15 protein-coding genes and 1 tRNA gene are annotated in these 14,127 nt (G+C 68.1%); 6 read left to right on the top strand and 10 right to left on the bottom strand.

Annotation, left to right across the window (positions count from 1 at the left end):
- Positions 1 to 47: 47 nt before the first annotated feature.
- From BOSE46_RS15780 to BOSE46_RS15790, 3 genes are read right to left on the bottom strand one after another with little or no spacing between them, the layout of a single operon-like run.
- Complete coding sequence (locus tag BOSE46_RS15780) at positions 48 to 806, bottom strand: SDR family oxidoreductase (protein WP_159541137.1); 759 nt, start codon at positions 804 to 806, stop codon at positions 48 to 50.
- Positions 806 to 2,023 carry an acetyl-CoA C-acetyltransferase gene (locus tag BOSE46_RS15785; RefSeq protein ID WP_159541138.1) on the bottom strand — a complete coding sequence of 406 codons (1,218 nt, stop codon included), beginning with the start codon at positions 2,021 to 2,023 and terminating at the stop codon, positions 806 to 808. Before BOSE46_RS15785 ends, BOSE46_RS15780 begins: the two co-directional genes overlap by 1 nt.
- A 59-nt stretch (positions 2,024 to 2,082) precedes the next feature.
- On the bottom strand, positions 2,083 to 3,228 hold the full coding sequence (locus BOSE46_RS15790; RefSeq protein WP_159541139.1) for an acyl-CoA dehydrogenase family protein: 1,146 nt from the start codon (positions 3,226 to 3,228) through the stop codon (positions 2,083 to 2,085).
- Between the two features lie 104 nt (positions 3,229 to 3,332).
- On the opposite strand from BOSE46_RS15790, the gene BOSE46_RS15795 reads away from it, so the two are divergent.
- A complete protein-coding gene (locus tag BOSE46_RS15795; RefSeq protein WP_159541140.1) occupies positions 3,333 to 3,914 on the top strand; it encodes a TetR family transcriptional regulator in 582 nt (193 codons plus the stop codon).
- Between the two features lie 10 nt (positions 3,915 to 3,924).
- Here the strand turns inward: BOSE46_RS15795 and BOSE46_RS15800 are convergent, their stop codons facing one another.
- Positions 3,925 to 4,470: a YceI family protein gene (locus BOSE46_RS15800; protein WP_159541141.1), complete on the bottom strand. Its 546-nt coding sequence runs from the start codon at positions 4,468 to 4,470 to the stop codon at positions 3,925 to 3,927.
- A gap of 99 nt (positions 4,471 to 4,569) precedes the next feature.
- On the opposite strand from BOSE46_RS15800, the gene BOSE46_RS15805 reads away from it, so the two are divergent.
- Positions 4,570 to 5,043, top strand: a complete 474-nt coding sequence (locus tag BOSE46_RS15805; protein ID WP_159541142.1) for a MarR family winged helix-turn-helix transcriptional regulator — start codon at positions 4,570 to 4,572, stop codon at positions 5,041 to 5,043.
- Positions 5,044 to 5,113: 70 nt separating this feature from the next.
- Here BOSE46_RS15805 and ettA read toward each other — a convergent pair whose 3' ends face one another.
- From ettA to BOSE46_RS15830, 5 genes are all read right to left on the bottom strand, one after another.
- Positions 5,114 to 6,796 (bottom strand): energy-dependent translational throttle protein EttA, encoded by a 1,683-nt coding sequence (ettA, locus tag BOSE46_RS15810; RefSeq protein WP_159541143.1) that lies wholly within the window; start codon positions 6,794 to 6,796, stop codon positions 5,114 to 5,116.
- Positions 6,797 to 6,839: 43 nt separating this feature from the next.
- On the bottom strand, positions 6,840 to 7,286 hold the full coding sequence (locus BOSE46_RS15815; RefSeq protein WP_159541144.1) for a single-stranded DNA-binding protein: 447 nt from the start codon (positions 7,284 to 7,286) through the stop codon (positions 6,840 to 6,842).
- Between the two features lie 115 nt (positions 7,287 to 7,401).
- Entirely contained in the window at positions 7,402 to 9,051 is a 1,650-nt protein-coding gene (locus BOSE46_RS15820) for a GTPase (protein ID WP_159541145.1), read from the bottom strand.
- The gene (locus BOSE46_RS15825) at positions 9,048 to 10,763 is read right to left on the bottom strand and encodes an ABC transporter (RefSeq protein ID WP_236551775.1); all 1,716 of its coding nucleotides are present in this window, start codon (positions 10,761 to 10,763) and stop codon (positions 9,048 to 9,050) included. Before BOSE46_RS15825 ends, BOSE46_RS15820 begins: the two co-directional genes overlap by 4 nt.
- 102 nt (positions 10,764 to 10,865) lie before the next feature.
- Entirely contained in the window at positions 10,866 to 12,047 is a 1,182-nt protein-coding gene (locus BOSE46_RS15830; protein ID WP_159541146.1) for a PrsW family intramembrane metalloprotease, read from the bottom strand.
- 93 nt (positions 12,048 to 12,140) lie between these two features.
- Here BOSE46_RS15830 and BOSE46_RS15835 point away from each other — a divergent pair.
- Positions 12,141 to 12,214, top strand: a tRNA-Arg gene (locus BOSE46_RS15835).
- 282 nt (positions 12,215 to 12,496) lie between these two features.
- Positions 12,497 to 12,958: an SRPBCC domain-containing protein gene (locus BOSE46_RS15840; RefSeq protein WP_159541147.1), complete on the top strand. Its 462-nt coding sequence runs from the start codon at positions 12,497 to 12,499 to the stop codon at positions 12,956 to 12,958.
- A 6-nt stretch (positions 12,959 to 12,964) separates the two neighbouring features.
- Here the strand turns inward: BOSE46_RS15840 and BOSE46_RS15845 are convergent, their stop codons facing one another.
- The gene (locus BOSE46_RS15845; protein ID WP_159541148.1) at positions 12,965 to 13,246 is read right to left on the bottom strand and encodes a hypothetical protein; all 282 of its coding nucleotides are present in this window, start codon (positions 13,244 to 13,246) and stop codon (positions 12,965 to 12,967) included.
- 83 nt (positions 13,247 to 13,329) lie between these two features.
- On the opposite strand from BOSE46_RS15845, the gene BOSE46_RS15850 reads away from it, so the two are divergent.
- Positions 13,330 to 13,674: a helix-turn-helix transcriptional regulator gene (locus BOSE46_RS15850; RefSeq protein WP_159541149.1), complete on the top strand. Its 345-nt coding sequence runs from the start codon at positions 13,330 to 13,332 to the stop codon at positions 13,672 to 13,674.
- Positions 13,671 to 14,120: an SRPBCC domain-containing protein gene (locus BOSE46_RS15855; protein ID WP_159541150.1), complete on the top strand. Its 450-nt coding sequence runs from the start codon at positions 13,671 to 13,673 to the stop codon at positions 14,118 to 14,120. The genes BOSE46_RS15850 and BOSE46_RS15855 overlap by 4 nt, the downstream gene beginning before the upstream one ends.
- Positions 14,121 to 14,127 lie beyond the last annotated feature (7 nt).

The raw sequence follows: 14,127 nt of genomic DNA on the forward strand, positions 1-14,127 counted from the left end.
TGCGGCCCATCTCCTCTCGGGAGATGGGCCGCACCGCGTTGCAGGACCTACACGCCGCCGGTCAGCGTGAGACCGCCGTCGATCGTGATCGTCTGGCCGGTGATCCACGCGGCGTCCTCGGAGAGCAGGAACGCCACGACCGAGCCGATGTCGTCCGGCACACCCAGCCGCTTGAGCGGGTAGGTCGCCGCGACCTCGTCCTCACGGCCCTCGAAGAGCGCCGTCGCGAACTTGGTCTTGACGACCGCCGGGGCCACGGCGTTGACCCTGATGCCCGGCCCGAGCTCCAGTGCGAGCTCCTCGGTGACGTGGATGACGCCCGACTTCGACGCACCGTAGACACCGATGCCCGGCGCGGGCTTGAGCCCGGCGACCGAGGCGACGTTGACGATCGCCCCGCCGTTGGCCTCCATCCACGCGCGATAGACCTTCTGCGCCCAGGCGATCGAGGAGACCACGTTGACCCGGAACGTCTTCTCGGCGGCGCCCAGGTCGACGTCGATCATGCGACCGTACGTCGGATTGATCCCGGTGTTGTTGACCAGGAAGTCGATGCGGCCGAACGCGTTCATCGTCGCGGCGACAGCCTCGTCCTGGTGCTCCGCGTCGTCGGCCGCACCGGCGGCGAAGATCGCTTGATCGGAACCACCGAGCGAGTCGACCGCCTCGGCGAGGGCATCGGCCTTGCGAGCCGTGATGCAGACCTTGGCGCCGTCGGCGACCAGTCGCTCGGCGACAGCGAGGCCGATCCCCCGGCTCGCGCCGGTGACGATCGCGACCTTGCCGTCGAACCTTCCAGAGGCCATCAGGACAGTCGCTCCAGGACCATCGCCATGCCCTGCCCGCCGCCGACACACATCGTCTCGACGCCGAACTGCTTGTCGTGGTGCTGCAGCGAGTTGATCAGCGTGCTGGTGATGCGCGCGCCGGTCATGCCGAACGGGTGGCCGACCGCGATGGCTCCGCCGTTGACGTTGAGCTTGTCGATGTCGATGCCGAGGGCCTGGGCCGAGCCGAGGGCCTGCACCGCGAACGCCTCGTTGATCTCGAACAGGTCGATGTCGTCGATGCCCATCCCGGCGTGACCGAGGGCCTGCTTGACCGCCTCGACCGGGCCGAGGCCCATGATCTCCGGCGAGAGGCCCGTGACACCCGTCGAGACGATGCGGGCGAGCGGGGTGAGGCCCAGTTCCTTGGCCTTGGTGTCACTCATGATGACGACCGCCGCTGCGCCGTCGTTGAGGGCACAGCAGTTGCCGGCCGTGATGGTTCCGTCGGGGCGGAACACCGGCTTGAGCTGCGACACGGCTTCATACGTGACTCCGGCGCGGGGCCCGTCGTCGGTGCTGACGACGGTGCCGTCGGGCAGCGTCACCGGGGTGATGTCCTTGGCCCAGAAGCCGTCCGCAAGCGCCTTCTCGGCGAGGTTCTGGCTGCGTACGCCGAACTCGTCCTGCTCCTGGCGGCTCATGCCGATGAGCTGCTGGACGTTCTCGGCGGTCTGGCCCATCGCGATGTAGGCATCGGGAAGCGTCCCGTCCTCGCGCGGGTCGTGCCACGCCTCGGCGCCACCCTGCGCGCGCTTGTCGGTGCGGCTGACGGCGTCCTCGAAGAGTGGGTTGTGCGCAGCAGCCATGTCGGACATCCCGTTGGCGAACCGGCTCACGGTCTCGACGCCCAGGGACAGGAAGACGTCACCCTCGCCGGCCTTGATCGCGTGGAACGCCATGCGGGTCGTCTGCAGGCTCGAGGAGCAATAGCGGTTGACCGTCACGCCTGGGACGTGGTCCATGCCCGCCTGGACCGCGACGATGCGGCCGAGATTGTTGCCCGACTCACCGGCCGGCTGGCCGACGCCCAGGTGCAGGTCGACGATGTCGCGGCGGTCGAGCTCGGGAACCTTGGCCAGCGCAGCCTCGAGCATCAGGACCGACAGGTCGTCGGGACGCATGTCCTTGAGCGATCCCTTGTTGGCTCGACCGATGGGTGAACGTGCGGTGGCCACAATTACTGCTTCAGTCATGTCATCCTCTGGCTTTCAGTTGCGCTGCACCCACGTAGGTGCAATCAATGGCTGGGTACTCAGAATCCGAGGTCGCGGCCGATGAGCTCTTTCATGATCTCGTTGGATCCGGCCCAGATCTTGCTGACGCGGGCGTCCCGCCATGCGCGAGCGACCCGGTACTCGTTCATGAATCCGTAGCCGCCGTGCAGCTGGACGCAGTGGTCCAGCACGTCGTTCTGGATCTCCGACGACCACCACTTGGCCTTGGCCGCGTCGATCGCGCTCGCCTCGCCGTTGGTGTGCGCGAGCACGGCCTGGTCGACGTACGCCTCGGCGACCTCGATCTTGGTCACGAGCTCGGCGAGCAGGAACTTGTTGTGCTGGAGGCTCCCGATCGGCTGCTTGAACGCGACGCGGTCATGGGCGTACTGGATCGTCTCGGCGAGGATCTGCTTGGCGTGCGCGACGTTGGACACCGCGCAGCTGAGGCGTTCCTGCGGCAGCCGCTCCATCATGTAGATGAACCCGCGGTCCACCTCACCGATGATGCGGTCGTCGCCGACCCGGACGTTCTCGAAGAACAGCTCGGACGTGTCGGCCTCGCTCTGCCCGACCTTGTCGAGCTTGCGACCCCGGCTGAAGCCCTCGTCGGTCGCCTCGAGGCCGAACAGGGTGATGCCCTTGGCGCCCTTCTCCGGCGACGTACGCACGGCCGTCAGGACCAGGTCGGCGGAGTAGCCGTTGGTGATGAAGGTCTTGGACCCTTTGATGACCCATTCGTCGCCGTCGCGGACCGCCGTGGTCTTGAGCGCGGCCAGGTCCGAGCCGCCACCGGGCTCGGTCATGCCGATCGCCGTGACGATCTCGCCGGTCGCGCAGCCGGGCAGCCAGCGCTGCTTCTGCTCGTCGGTGCCGAGATCGACGAGGTAGGGCACCGCGATGTCGGAGTGGATCGCAGCGCAGGAAGCGAGGGCCGCATTGAGCTTGCTGAGCTCCTCGGCCCAGATCGCGTTGAACCGGAAGTCGCCCGCCTCGGCCCCGCCGAACGCCTCGGGGATCTCGAGCGCCAGGAAGCCCTCGGCACCCGCTGCGAGCCAGAAGTCCCGCGGAAGCGCCTTGTCCTCGAGGTAGGTCTCGAGGTTGGGAGTCACGTGCTTGGCCAGGAAGGCCGCACAGGAGTCCCGAAATGCTTCGTGGTCTTCGTCGTAGATCGCTCGCCGCACTGCGCTGCCTTCGTGGTCAGGAGAACTCGGAACAGGTACACGCCCTAAGCGCTTGCTTAGCATGCAAGCACTCCGTCATGCTGTCAACCGAAGAAGGGGTGGACATGACGACGATCACGGCACGTGAGCGGCTGATCAACGCTGCGATCGAGGCCTTCGCCGAGAAGGGCTTCGCAGGTACGACCACGCGCGACATCGCGTCTCGTGCAGGGATGAGCCCGGCGGCGGTCTACGTCCACCACGACTCCAAGGAGAGCCTGCTCTTCACCGTGAGCATCGAGGGGCATCGCAGCGCTCTGGAGGTCATCACCAGCGCCGCGGCGTCGAGCGCCGACCCCATCGAGCGCCTGCGGACGATGGTCTACGACTTCAGCCTCTGGCATGCCGACAACAGCAGGGTCGGACGGATCGTGCAGTACGAGTACCACGCGCTGACCGACGAGCACCGCGCCGAGGTCGCGACCTATCGGCGCAGCATCGAGAAGACGATGCAGGACGCCCTGGCCGACGGTGTCGGCCAGGGCGTCCTGGATGTCGATGACATTCCCGGGACAGCGTTCTCGCTGCTGTCGCTGGGTGTCGATCTGGTGCGCTGGTTCGAGCCTGGCGGGTCACGCTCCGGCCACGAGCTGGCCGGCCTGCATGCCAAGCTGGCGGTCAGGATGACCCTTCGGACTCAGTCCTAGCGAGCTGGACTCAGGCCTGGAGGACGGCCTCGGCCACGATGTTGAGCTTGATCTTGTCGCCGATCATGACCTTGTCACCCTGGACCGGGATGTTGAAGTCGATGCCGAACTCCTTGCGGCTGATCTCGCCCTTGGCCTCGATGCCCACACGGGTGCCGCCCCACGGGTCGCTGCCCTCACCGAGGAACTCGACCTCGAGCTCGACAGGCTTGGTGACACCCTTGATCGTCAGGTCGCCGGTGAGGACGAACTCGTCGTCGCTCTCCTGCTTGATGCTCGTGCTCTTGAACGTCATGGACGGGTAGCTGTCGACCTCGAAGAAGTCGGCCGAGCGCAGGTGGGCGTCCCGGTCGGCGGTGCCGGTGTTGATCGAGTTGAGGTCGACCGACACCTCCACCGTCGATGCGCCGAGATCCTCGGCGGAGACGATCGTGCCCTCGAACGTGTCGAACTTGCCGCGGACCTTGCTCATCAGGTGACGGACGGTGAAGCCGATCTCGGTGTGCGTGGGGTCGAGCTTCCAGGTGCCGGTCGTGACTGCAGCTGTGGTGGTCATGAGTTCTCCTCAGAAGTATGTAGTTGATCCTTCAACAAAAATAACTCTACCACGCGATTGAAAATTCAATCAACCGTCTCACGGAGTAGGATAGGTCACATGGAGACGACGACCGCCACCCCGTGGCTCAGTGCCGAGCAGCAGCGCGTCTGGCGCTCGTTCCTCGGCGGCACGACCGTCTTGATGGACCGGCTCGACCGCGACCTGCGCGCCGCGCACGGCCTGTCGATGCCCGAGTACGAGATCCTCGTGCGCCTGTCCGAGGCGCCCGGCCGCTCGATCCGCATGGCCGAGCTCGCCGACGCCGTCGCCCACTCGCGCAGCAGGGTGACCCACACGATCGCCCGGCTCGAGCGCGAGAACATCGTCGTGCGCGGGCAGTGCTCGGAGGACGGTCGCGGCGTCTCCGCCGTGCTGACCGATCACGGCTTCAGCGTCCTCGAGGCGGCCGCGCACACCCACGTGCAGGGCGTGCACGACTACCTGATCCAGAACGCCGACGCGGCGGACTTCGTCGCGATGGGCCGCATCATGCAGAACGTCGTCGAGGACCTGCACGGCAAGAACTTCTGAGTCTCGGCAGAACGCGTTCCTTGAGCTTGTCGAAAGGACGTCCTTTCGACAAGCTCAAGGACCGAAGGCTTCAGTCGCGCGTCAGCTTGCGGTAGGTGACGCTGTGCGGACGGGCGGCCTCTTCGCCCAGACGCTCGACCTTGTTGACCTCGTAGTCGGCGAAGTTGCCCTCGAACCAGAACCAGCGGGCCGGCGTCTCGGCGTTGCCCTCCCACGCCAAGATGTGCGTCGCGACGCGATCCAGGAACCAGCGATCGTGCGAGACGACCACGGCGCAGCCCGGGAAGTCGAGCAGTGCGTCCTCTAGGGACTGCAGCGTCTCGACGTCCAGGTCGTTGGTCGGCTCATCGAGCAGCAGCAGGTTGCCGCCCATCTTGAGCGTCAGGGCCAGGTTGAGCCGGTTGCGCTCGCCGCCTGACAGCACGCCGACCTTCTTCTGCTGGTCGGGGCCCTTGAAGCCGAACGACGCGACGTACGCGCGGCTCGGGACCTCGTAGTTGGCGACCTTGATGAAGTCGAGCTCACCCGAGACGAGCTGCCAGATGTTGAGGTTGTTGTCGATGCCGCCGCGCCCCTGGTCGACGTAGGAGATCTTGACGGTCTGACCGACCTCGAGGGTGCCCTCGTCGGGCTTCTCCTCCCCCACGATCATGCGGAACAGCGTCGACTTGCCGACGCCGTTGGGGCCGACGACGCCGACGATGCCGGCGCGCGGCAGGTCGAACGTCAATCCGTCGAACAGCTCGCGGTCACCGAAGCTCTTGTGCAGGTCCTTGGCGTTGAGGACGACATCGCCGAGCCGGGGCCCGGCCGGGATGTTGATCTCCTCGAAGTCGAGCTTGCGGCCGCGCTCGGCCTCCGCGGCCATCTCTTCGTAGCGGCTGAGTCGGGCCTGGTTCTTGACCTGGCGGGCCTTGGCGTTGGACCGCACCCACTCGAGCTCCTTGGCGAGGATCTTGGCGCGCTTGGCGTCCTTCTTGCCCTCGACGACGAGACGGGCCTGCTTGGTCTCGAGGTAGGTCGAGTAGTTGCCCTCGTAGGGGTGCGTCTTGCCGCGGTCGAGCTCGAGGATCCACTCGGCGACGTTGTCGAGGAAGTAGCGATCGTGGGTGATGGCCAGTACGGCGCCGGGGTAGGACGCAAGGTGCTGCTCGAGCCACAGCACGCTCTCGGCGTCCAGGTGGTTGGTGGGCTCGTCGAGCAGCAGGAGGTCAGGCTGCTCGAGGAGCAGCTTGCAGAGCGCGACGCGCCGACGCTCACCACCCGACAGGTGGTCGACCAGCTCGTCCGGCGGCGGGCAGCGCAGCGCGTCCATGGCCTGGGCGAGGCGGGAGTCGAGGTCCCACGCGTTGGCGTGGTCGAGATCGGTCTGCAGCTCGCCCATCTCGGGCAGGAGCGTGTCGTAGTCGGCGTCCGGATCGGCGAGCTCCTCGCTGATCTTGTTGAACCGGTCGATCTTGCCCTTGATCTCGCTGACGGCCTCCTCGACGTTCTCGAGGACGGTCTTGCCCTCGGTCAGCGGCGGCTCCTGCAGGAGGATGCCGACCGACGCCTCGGGGTCCTTGATCGCATCGCCGTTGTCGGTCTGGACGAGGCCGGCCATGATCTTGAACAGGGTCGACTTGCCGGTGCCGTTGGGGCCGACGACGCCGATCTTGGCGCCGTGGAGGAACGACAGCGTGACGTCGTCGAGGACGACCTTCTCGCCGAGCTTCTTGCGTACGTTGCGGAGGGTGAAGACGTAATCGGCCATATGCCCCAGCCTAACGAGCCGGGCCCACTGCAGACGAATCGGATCACGCTGCGGGAACCTCGACCGACTCACCCTCGAGCTCGGCAAGGGCGGCGACCGTGTCGTCACTCTTCGCCGCCGCGGCTGGCTGGCGGTCGACGCGCTGCAGCTTGGTCACGCCCCACGTCAGGTCGTGCCCGATCAGGTTGGCCTCGAGGACCGTGCTCTCACGCGGCTGGCCGTCCTGTGCGGTCCACTTCTCCGTGCGGACCTTGCCGATCACGACGACCGGGTCGCCGACCTCGAGCGACTCGGCCGCGTTCTGGGCGAGGTTGCGCCACGCCTTGACCGAGATCCAGATCGTCTCGAGGTCGCGCCAGGTGCGCGTTGCCTGGTCGAACCAGCTCGGCGTGGACGCGACCCGGAACAGCACCCACGGGACGCTGCCCTCGCGGAGCTCGACCTTGGTGCCGACCCGGCCGTGGAACGTCATGGTGTTGTCGTTGGACATGGATGACTCCTTCGCAGTTGAGGAGCTCCAGACTTGCGAGCCGCTTCAGACCGCAACAGCACCCGCAGCGACGGCTGTGGAGACGCGCCAGGCGGCAGCCACCTGTGGAGAGAGGTCAGGACAGGGCGTCGAGGATGCCTGAGCGGTACTTCGCGTAGGCGTCGAGCTCGGCCTGGATCGGCGCGATGACCCGCTCGGTGGTCACCCGGTCGATCGCCTCGCGCAGCTGGCGGTCGGCCCGCTTGGCCTTGCGCCGGCCACCGATGCGTGACGCCAGGCTCGACACCGCGGCGAGCACGAGCCCCGCGACGAGGGAACCGCCGGCCACGACCGCGGCCATCGGGACTCCGCCGACCTTGCCCAGGTCGGGCAGGTCGAACGAGGCGAGCTGCTGGATCCCTTGGGCGGCGAGCCAACCGAGCCCGCCCACCATCGCCAGGAACAGCAGGAGCTGGACGCCCTGGACCAGGCGCCACCAGATCGCCGGACGGGCCACGCCGAGACTGGTCTCGTGGATGGCCCGGTCGAGCGCGTCGATGATGTCGTCACCGGGCGGGTTGGAGGCATCGCGGACGGCGTCGCGCCACGGCCGCTCCAGCCCGACCGAGGCCTTCTCGGCCGCGTCGCGGATCGCGAGCTCGGCGTTGGCGCGCTGCACGTTGCCGGTCTCGGGGACGGCCGCACGGGCCAGCGCCGACATCGACAGGTCATCGCCGAGTCCCAGCTCCTTGAGCGGGTCCTTGCGGAACCGGCCGAGCCACCGGGCGACCGGCCAGCCGGTGCGCTGGGCTGCACGCCGACGGGTCGACGTCGACACGGCATCCACGATGTGCGGGACGCCGGCGCACTCGACGAGCGCCTCGTCAAGGGCCTGTCGGTCGGCCGGCGCCAGGCCCGGGGTCTCGCTGGACCCGCCGACCTGGGCGATGACGCCGGCCGCAGCCGAGATGTCGGAGGACAGCCGGGACTTGGCCGACGACTTGGCCCGGATGCGGGTCGCCATCTCGCGCTTGAGGTCCTCGATGCCGTCGCCGCGGGTCGCCGAGACGCCGATGACCGAGACGTCGGGCAGGCCCTCGTCGGTGAGGATGCGCTTGACGTCGGTCAGCGCCCGCTCGCGCTGCTCGAACGGGATGCGGTCGATCTGGTTGAGCACGACCAGCGTGACATCCGCGTAGGACGCCATGGGCCGGATGTAGCGGTCGTGGATCGCCGCGTCGGCGTACTTCTGCGGATCCAGGACCCACACGAGCAGGTCGGCGTACTTGATCAGCCGATCCATCTCGAGGTGGTGCGAGACCTCGGTCGAGTCGTGGTCGGGCAGGTCCAGCAGCACCAGGCCGTCGAGCTTGGTGTCCTCGGCCGAGTGGTCGAGCATGCTCATGCGGGACACCTGGTGCCGCGGCGGGATGCCCATCCACTCCAGCAGCCCCTGGGCGCCGTCAGGACCCCACGCGCACGCCAGGGCCCACGACGTCGTCGGTCGGCGTACGCCGACGCCGGCGAGCTCGAGGTCGGTCAGCGAGTTGAACAGCGACGACTTGCCCGAACCGGTGGCACCGGCGAGCGCGACGATCGTGTGGTCGCCCGACAGGGTGAGCCGTTCGGCGGCCCGGCCCGACAGCATCTCGGCGGGGGCGAGGATCTCCGGATCGATGCGCCCGCGGCTCGCCTCGACCGCCTTGGTCAGGCCGTCGAGCCGTTTGGCGACATCGTTTCGACCACCGCCGAACACTGCTTCGGCGGTGTCGCTCGGCGCGGTCATGACGTCGTTTCTCCGTTCAGGAAGTCGGCATGTCGAGCGTATTCGGCCTGACGTGCAGATTCGCGGAGGACCGCCTGGTGAGCCTTGACGGTGTCGGGAGACTCGACGAGGTCGAGGAAGCGCTGCATCTCACCCTCGAACAGCGCGGCGACGCGTGACTCGAGGTCGGCCTGGGCGCGCGCGGAGAGGGACTCGACCGCTTCCTCGCCGAAGATCGCGTCGAGGAGCTTGTGGCCGAGCGCAGCTGTGCCGCCGGCCTCCTTGCCCTCGCCGTTGCGCGAGAACATCACGATCATCAGCGCGACACCGATGCCGTTGACGCCGAACGCGAGGAAGCGCGCCGTCATGCGTTTGTCGGCGCCCTCGATGCGTACGAGCTCGAGCACGGCCTGGCGCCAGTCGTGCACCATGCGCTGCGCGCGGACGCGGAAGTCGCGGGACGCGCGCTCGATGCCTCGGTTGGCGTCGAGCAACGTGCGACCGGCCGGGTTGTCGGCCCACGCGCGGGACGCCACCTCGGCGGCGGCCTCGGCGTGCTCGACCAGGAGCATCTGGACACCGTTCTCGATCGCCTCGACGACCTCGGTGGAGCGCGTACGTTTGCCCGTGACGCCGTCGACGAAGCGGTCACGGATGCGGGTGACCTTCTCCTCGACGGAGCGGAGCAGCTCGCCGGTGCCGACGAACTCCTGCCAGCGCGCCAGCACCTCGCCCTTGAGCACCGTGCCGTCGGTGACCTGCACCGCGAACGTGTCGAGCGCCTTGCGGTAGATCGTGTCGATGTCGCCGTGCAGGACCTCTGCCGCCGCGATCTGGGCGTCCATCGCGTCGGCGACGTCGTGGGTGCGCAGCACCACGTGGCGGACGGCGCCGTCGAGCGTACGAGCCATGACCATCTTGCGGGCAGCGGGATCGGCGGCGAGCTCGTGCAGCCAGCCGACGATCGGCGAGACCGCGTCGCGCGGCAGAAGGCCATCGGCATCGACGCCGGACTCCGGCACGGTGAACAGTGGTGAGTCGGACAACCCGCGCGAGGTCATCATGCGGGCGAGGTGTCCGCGGACCTCGACCACGGCTTCTGCGGTCGTCCGGTCGAGGACGACGGCCACCGAGGTGCTGCGTTCGGCCGCCTGACGGAGGTAGTCCCACGGCACCTGGTCGGCATAGCGAGCCGCCGAGGTGACGAACAGCCACAGGTCGGCGGCGGCGAGGAGCTGCGCGGCGAGCTCGCGGTTGCCCCGGTCGATCGAGTCGACGTCGGGCGCGTCGAGGATCGCCAGGCCACGCGGGATCTTGTCGGACGTCGCGAGCCGCAAGGCGTACGTGTCGTTGGTCGGCACGTCGGTGCGAGGCAGGTCGGGCAGGATGCGATCGGGCAGGAACCACTCCGCGTCCGCGGGGTTGTGCACCAGCACGGGCGATCGGGTCGTGGGTCGCAGGACGCCGGACTCGGTGACCCGCTCCCCCACCAACGAGTTGACCAGGGTCGACTTGCCGGCACCTGTCGACCCGCCGACGACGGCGAGCAGCGGGGCATCCAGCTGGACGAGCCGCGGCAGGATGTAGTCGGAGAGCTGGTCGGCCACCTTGGACTGCGTCTCGCGGGCGGTGTCGACACCCTCGACCTCGAGTCGCAACGTCAGGTCGCGAACGCTGGTCAGCAGCTTGCTCATCGCGCCAACGAGCTCGGCCGAAGCGTGTTCGCTGGCCACTGGTTGCTCCTCTCGTTGACGATGATCTGCGCGAATGCGGGTCTGTGCACAGATTAGTGGACGAGGGGGCACTTCGCCGCCACGCCTCGTGCTACTGGGGGGTCAGGAGTGACGAGCCGTGGTTTGCAGTGCCGGCGGGAATCGCAACATCGGCCGCAGCTCGTACATCGCGTCGAGCAGGGCATACGTACGTTCGACGCCTCGCGGGATGGTGCGACCGCTCATCAGGCCGTCGTGCAGGAACGCCATCTCGGTCGCGAGCCGCTGGTATCGGGTGACGACCTGCGCGGCGACCTTGCCGCCATGGTCCTTGGCGTAGCGCCGGGCGGCCTTGCGGTAGCCGAAGCGCGACAGGTAGGGGATCTCGGCCGGATGGATCCACCCGCGCTGCGCGACGTAGGACAGCGAACGCTCGAGGATGCGGACCTGGCGGCTGCGGACGATGATCGCCAGCACGGTCAGGCCGGCCAGGACGACGGCGAGGGCGAGGTAGGCCAGGAAGAACCCGGCACCGCCGCCATAGCTCAGCGAGCCGTTCCACAGCCCGTGCAGACCGGCGCTGACGAGCAGGCCGGCGGAGCAGATCAGGACCTTGACGGTCTTGGACCTGCGCGCCGCGGCGAGGCCGATGGCGATCCCGAACGCCGAGGTGAACAGCGGGTGGGCGAACGGGCTGAACAGGCCGCGCACCACGAACGTCGTCGTGACGCCCTCCGCCCCGGCGACCTGGATGTCGGGCGAGCCGAGGTAGCTGCTGGCGTAGTAGCCGATGTTCTCGACGAACGCGAAGCCGATGCCGACGATGCCGGCGTAGATCAGGCCGTCGAGGAAGCCGTCGATGACCCGACGGGCGCGCAGGAACGTCAGGATCAGGAACAGGCACTTGGCCGGCTCCTCGACCAGCGGTGCCACGAACGACGCCGCCTGCTTGTCGCTGAGGTCCCAGGTCTTCTGGATCCAGATCTCCAGCACGAGGGCGATCGCCACGGCGACGACGCCACCCCAGACGAATCCGGCGAACTTGTAGCGACGGGGCTCGGGCTCGTAGCGGTCGAGCCACCAGTAGACGAACCACAGCAGTGGGAGCGGGATGATCGCGAACAGGATCGAGAGTCCGGATCCGGCGGCGTCGCCAGCACTCAGGGCGATCACGACGGCGCCCACGACCCCGGCGACCGCGATGAGGATGAACAGCACGATCAGTGCCGTGCGACCCTTCTGCCGGATCGCCTCGCGGTACTTGGGGAGCACGGGCGGAATCGCGGCGGTGGTCGCTTCTGTCACCCGCAAATCCTAGGGCATGGCGCGGGCCCGGCTGCGGGGTCCGCGTGCGGAGCGACCTGCGCGGATAGGCTTGGTGCGGGTTTCACGACCCGAGCGCCCGTAGCTCAGCCGGATAGAGCAAGAGCCTTCTAATCTCTAGGTCGCAGGTTCGAATCCTGCCGGGCGCGCACACGAGACGCGAGAGGCGGTCGCGACTCCCGGCGTCCAGGATTCGGGGAGGAGGGCGCTCAGCGCCCGACGGAGTCCTGCCGGGCGCGCGTCACCTCACGTCGGCTCGGCTCCCGACTCCCGCCGTCCAGGATTCGGGGAGGAGGGCGCTCAGCGCCCGGCGGAGTCCTGCCGGGCGCGCGTCACCTCACGTCGCGCTCCACTCGCGACAGCCGCTGACCCGCGCGCGGCGTACCGTGGCAGGTACGTGACTGAGGTCGGGGGCCGAGGCGGGGTTTCCCATGGACGTACAGCTGGTGATCGACATCCACCGGCACTTCGATGCTCCACGTGAACGGGTCTACCGAGCGTTCACCGACGCAGCGGAGCTGACCGAGTGGTTGGGCCCGTATGCGGGTTGGGTCGTACCGGGCACCGTCTCGATCGAGGCCAGGGTCGGGGGCCACCGCCGGCTCTCGATGGAGACCTACAGCGGCTCGATGAGCTGGACGGTCGAGACGATCTACACCGAGGTCGTCGAGAACACCCGGCTCGTCGGGTCCGAGACCGTGACGGGATTCCCGGCGTTCGAGGGCGCCGACCCGATCACGGTCAGCCTCGAGTTCTTCGACGAGAACGACGGAACGCGGCTCGAGCTGCACGCCGGGCCGTGCCCGCGTGAGGCGGAGAGGACGAGCCGCGACTTCTGGATGCAGTCGTTCAGCAAGCTCGACAGCTTCCTGGCCCGCCAAGAACACACCTGACAAAGCCTACGAACGGTTGCCGATCTGTACGCCCTTGGCGACCGCAGCCACGATCGTGGCAAAGAATCCGACCACACCGACAAGCGATCCGACGAGCGCCAGGGCTGCTGCCGCAGCCGAGTCCTGGCCGGCACAGAGGGCGACGACGGCGCTGCCAACGACCAACATCACGAGCCCGATGATCGCCCAGCCGCCGATCTCGTCGCCGTGAGTCTCGGTCGGAGGCGGCGTGGGGCGCTCCTCCCGCTTTGGCGTGAGCGAACCGAGATCGCGAAACTCGTCAGTCATGGCGGCAGCGTAGTGGAGCAGCTCGGTGCCCCATCCACAACTCGATGGTTGTGCAAGCGTTCGGTTGTGCATATGCTGACGGCATGACAGTCATCGATGACGACCTGGACCTGGTGTTCGCGGCGCTCGCGGACTCGACCAGACGCTCGATCCTCGAGCGCCTCGCCGAGGGCGACGCCACCGTCAGCCAGCTCGCCGAACCGTTCAGCATGACCCAGCAGGCGGTGTCCAAGCACCTCAAGGTGCTCGAGCGTGCCCACCTCATCTCCCGCACCAGGGCCGCCCAGTCCCGGCCCTGCCGGCTCGACGCCGAGCGGCTCGCCGCAGCGGTTGGCTGGATCGAGCGCCACCGCCAGGTCTGGTCCGATCGCCACGACCGGCTCGAGGCGCACCTCGCGACGCTGCCTCCCGAAGGGGGCACGGCATGACCGAGACCGGCGAGATGACGTTCCGCAAGGTGCACCGGGCATCGCCCGAGCGACTCTTCGACTGCATGACGACGCCCGAGCACCTGACCCACTTCTGGGGGCCGACCGGCACGACCACGCCGATCGACAACATCACGGTCGACCTGCGACCGGGCGGCGTCTTCGAGACCACGATGGTCAACGAGGCCGACGGTGGGGCGTACGCGATGAAGGCGGTCTACGCCGAGGTGAGCCGCCCCGATCGCCTCGTGTGGGTCGAGGCCGGGGTCGAGGGCGGCATGCGCACCGAGGTCACGTTCACCGACCTCGGTGACGGCCGCACCGAGGTCGTGACCCACCAGACGAACGTCCCCGCGGCGTACCTCAGCGCCGAGGCACAGGCCGGGTTCAAGACGAGCCTCGACCGCTTCGACACCTACCTCGCCTCGCTCGAGCGCGAGCAATGACAGGAGC

This window comes from Aeromicrobium sp. 9AM, from assembly GCF_902506105.1.
In the GTDB taxonomy this organism is placed as follows: Bacteria; Actinomycetota; Actinomycetes; order Propionibacteriales; family Nocardioidaceae; genus Aeromicrobium.

What these genes read in the sequence shown, in the direction of transcription:
- BOSE46_RS15780 (WP_159541137.1), bottom strand. Translation starts at nt 806, where the DNA reads ATGGCCTCTGGAAGGTTCGACGGCAAGGTCGCGATCGTCACCGGCGCG.
- BOSE46_RS15785 (WP_159541138.1), bottom strand. Translation starts at nt 2,023, where the DNA reads ATGACTGAAGCAGTAATTGTGGCCACCGCACGTTCACCCATCGGTCGA.
- BOSE46_RS15795 (WP_159541140.1), top strand. Translation starts at nt 3,333, where the DNA reads ATGACGACGATCACGGCACGTGAGCGGCTGATCAACGCTGCGATCGAG.
- BOSE46_RS15800 (WP_159541141.1), bottom strand. Translation starts at nt 4,470, where the DNA reads ATGACCACCACAGCTGCAGTCACGACCGGCACCTGGAAGCTCGACCCC.
- BOSE46_RS15805 (WP_159541142.1), top strand. Translation starts at nt 4,570, where the DNA reads ATGGAGACGACGACCGCCACCCCGTGGCTCAGTGCCGAGCAGCAGCGC.
- ettA (WP_159541143.1), bottom strand. Translation starts at nt 6,796, where the DNA reads ATGGCCGATTACGTCTTCACCCTCCGCAACGTACGCAAGAAGCTCGGC.
- BOSE46_RS15815 (WP_159541144.1), bottom strand. Translation starts at nt 7,286, where the DNA reads ATGTCCAACGACAACACCATGACGTTCCACGGCCGGGTCGGCACCAAG.
- BOSE46_RS15820 (WP_159541145.1), bottom strand. Translation starts at nt 9,051, where the DNA reads ATGACCGCGCCGAGCGACACCGCCGAAGCAGTGTTCGGCGGTGGTCGA.
- BOSE46_RS15840 (WP_159541147.1), top strand. Translation starts at nt 12,497, where the DNA reads ATGGACGTACAGCTGGTGATCGACATCCACCGGCACTTCGATGCTCCA.
- BOSE46_RS15845 (WP_159541148.1), bottom strand. Translation starts at nt 13,246, where the DNA reads ATGACTGACGAGTTTCGCGATCTCGGTTCGCTCACGCCAAAGCGGGAG.
- BOSE46_RS15850 (WP_159541149.1), top strand. Translation starts at nt 13,330, where the DNA reads ATGACAGTCATCGATGACGACCTGGACCTGGTGTTCGCGGCGCTCGCG.
- BOSE46_RS15855 (WP_159541150.1), top strand. Translation starts at nt 13,671, where the DNA reads ATGACCGAGACCGGCGAGATGACGTTCCGCAAGGTGCACCGGGCATCG.